We start from the raw sequence: 3,009 nt of genomic DNA on the forward strand, positions 1-3,009 counted from the left end.
ATGCAGTTCAAAAAAATTGCTGTAACCGTAGTAGGCAAAGAGATGTGTTGCATCAGCGCTCCACGCGATGGTGGTGGACGGGAAGTATTCGTCATCGCCGATCATTGAGCCGCGACGAACATTGTCATCGTAGATTGCCAAGGCGCTGTCGCTGATGAAGTTCACGGCCAGCGTTTTCGGCTGACCGGGCGCGACGGCGATTTCATAAGCGAGACGCGGACCGAAAGACGGGTTGCGGCCCAGATCGATCGTGATGTCCGGCGTCAGTGCGGGCAGCTTGAAGCGGCGCACCTGAGCGGTGTCGCCTGAAGCAACATAAAGAAAGGTGCCGTCATCAGACACCGCGATGTGCTTGGGCTCGTTGCCTGCGGCAACGGAGGCGGTGAGGTTGCCGGTGCTAGGGTCAAGAATGGCGATGCTGTTGCGATTGCTGGCGGCGGTACTCGGGAAGCTCAGATAGAACTTCTGCGCAACCGCGTCCCAAACCACATCGCTGACACCGGTCTGGACCTTTCGCATCGCCTGTTGCGCGAACTGAGAGACGGCATAGTCGATAAAGATGCGTTGATGGCCGTTGTCGGCTTGACGCAAGCATTCCGGGTCATGGCAGGCGTCAAGAAAAAAACTGCCGAAGTGTTGGCCAACCGCCGCGTCATCGGGATCGGCCAGGTGAAAGTCGACGCGGCGCTGCGTATCCGACAGCTGCACCACCTCGGTTGCAATGAACGCGGAATCGGCCGAATCCCGTGTCAGCCGGATGTTTGTCATGGCAGCGTCGGGCCCGCTCAGCGTGGCCAGAACGGACACTACCGGCGCACTCCCACCAAACCCGGCCCTTACCTTGAACTCCTTCTTGTCCACCGAAAGCGTGGTCGGATCGGTCACTGTGTATATGACGCTGAGGGTCTTCGGACTACCGCGTACCTGCTTGACGCAGTCCTCGTCGAAACAGACGGCGACCCTTACCGTGTCCCTGTAGACGCCAGCGCCCAGCGAGTTCGGCGATTTCAGGTAAACGAGTATCTGGCCGGTCGTATCGCCGGTCTCCCGGAATTCGACACTGGTGACGCCGGACTGCGTGAACTCGAAGGAAATGTACAGGCCAGCGTCCGGCACGGAGGAGAAACTGAAATCAACCGCCACGTTGACCATGGAAAATTCGTTGGAGACGCCCGACGCTTCGAGCGTCGTATCTTCAAACGTCACTGTGACGTTATCGCCGCTGCTTCCACCGCCGCCACAGCCAGCGAACAGCAGCGCGCTACCCGCCCAAAGCAGGTTTTTGAGCAAACGACCCATCTGATTTCCCCCAACGCGCTTTTAGCGCTGTCTTTGCCTCACTGTAAGGGGCGATGCGGCGGCGCTTCAACCATTATTTGTCGACGCCCCGCCAGCCCCGCCGTAAGCTGCGCGGCGCATGAAGATCCTGCATCTACTCGACTATTGCGGCGTGGCCGTGTTCGCGGTCAGCGGCGCGCTGGCGGCTGGGCGCAAGTCGCTGGATGTGCTCGGCGTTGTGGTCATCGCGTTGGTCACCGCCACCGGCGGCGGCACCATTCGCGATCTGCTGCTCGATCGCCATCCAGTGTTCTGGATTGCCGATCCGCTCTACGTCGTGGTGATCATCGCGGCGGCCCTGCTGACCATTCCGTATACCCGCTGGGTACGGCCGCCCACGCAGATCCTGCAGGTCGCCGATGCTTTCGGACTGGCGTTCTTCTCGATCGCCGGCGCCCAGGTGGCGCTGAGTGCCGGCCATTCCGGCGTCATCGCGGTGATGATGGCGACGATAACGGCTTCGTTCGGCGGTCTGCTGCGCGACGTGCTGTGCAATGACATCCCGATGATCCTGCGCAAGGGCAACATCTACGCGACCGCGGTGATCGTCGGCGCCAGTCTGTACGTCGCGGCACTCGAACTGGGCATGGAGCGCGTGCCGGCAACCGTGCTCGGCATGGTCACGATCGCCGGCTTTCGGCTCGGGGCGATCGTCTGGAACTGGTCGCTGCCGGTCTACACCATGGCGGAAGATGATCCGCCGCCACCCAAGCGGAATGACCGGCCATGAAGCGCTTCCGACGTCCTCGCCTGCGCATCTGGCAATGGCTGCTGCTGGCGCCGTTTGCGATCGCCGCGTTGGCGGTGCTGCAGGTGTTGATCTTGAGGATCGTGCCGCCGTTCACCAGCGCGTTCATGATCGCGTCCGATGCGCCCGAGATTCGTTATGACTGGGTGCCCTGGCAGCGCATCGCGCCGGTCGCCGGGCTGGCGATGGTTGCCGCCGAAGATCAGAAATTCCCGGAGCACTGGGGTTTCGATTTCGAAGCGATCGACAAGGCGCTGGATCACAACAAGCGCTCGCGGCGCATGCGCGGTGCGTCGACGATCAGCCAGCAGACCGCCAAGAACCTGTTCCTGTGGTCCGGACGCTCGTACATCCGCAAGGGGCTGGAAGTTGGCTACACCTTGCTGATCGAAACCTTCTGGCCGAAGCGACGGGTCCTCGAGATGTATCTGAACATCGCCCAGTTCGGTCCAGGTGTTTACGGCGTCGAAGCGGCTGCCCAGCTCTACTTCCATAAGCCAGCCGCCCGGCTCAGCCGCAGCGAAGCGGCGCTGCTCGCCGCCGTGCTGCCGAATCCGGTGCGGCTCCGAGTTGATCGGCCGTCGGCCTACGTGCTTGGCCGAGCGAATCAGATCGAAGGCCAGATGCAAGCCCTTGGAAGCGACTATCTGGCCGATTTGCATTGATGTGGCATTGATCTGCACCGATTAGGGGCGGATCTCCGCTTTACTTGAAGAAAGCCGGCTTAAGTACTGAAATCTAAGAAGAAGCCCGGTTCGCACACAGCAGCTGTGGATAAGCCTGTGAACAAGGCCGGGGCAGCGCCGCTAAGTAGCGGTCCGCACATGGGTTTTTGGCCCTGCGCCTAATTTCTGACCAAGGTTCTTTATTTATTGATATCAATGGTTTGAAGTGTTTTTTATGTTTTTTGACAGATTTATGTC

The 3,009-nt window shown here is 60.4% G+C and carries 3 protein-coding genes; 2 read left to right on the forward strand and 1 reads right to left on the reverse strand.

The annotated features are described in order from the left end of the window. The coding region (locus tag QZY06_RS15945) for a hypothetical protein (protein WP_295686053.1) at positions 1-1,299 on the reverse strand (1,299 nt) is incomplete at its 3' end. Between the two features lie 118 nt (positions 1,300-1,417). Here QZY06_RS15945 and QZY06_RS15950 point away from each other — a divergent pair. Then, positions 1,418-2,068: a trimeric intracellular cation channel family protein gene (locus QZY06_RS15950; RefSeq protein ID WP_295686054.1), complete on the forward strand. Its 651-nt coding sequence runs from the start codon at positions 1,418-1,420 to the stop codon at positions 2,066-2,068. After that, a complete protein-coding gene (gene mtgA, locus QZY06_RS15955) occupies positions 2,065-2,751 on the forward strand; it encodes a monofunctional biosynthetic peptidoglycan transglycosylase (protein WP_295686055.1) in 687 nt (228 codons plus the stop codon). The genes QZY06_RS15950 and mtgA overlap by 4 nt, the downstream gene beginning before the upstream one ends. The last annotated feature ends 258 nt before the right edge of the window (positions 2,752-3,009 follow it).

The sequence above is a fragment of the uncultured Nevskia sp. genome (assembly GCF_903885465.1).
In the GTDB taxonomy this organism is placed as follows: Bacteria; Pseudomonadota; Gammaproteobacteria; order Nevskiales; family Nevskiaceae; genus Nevskia.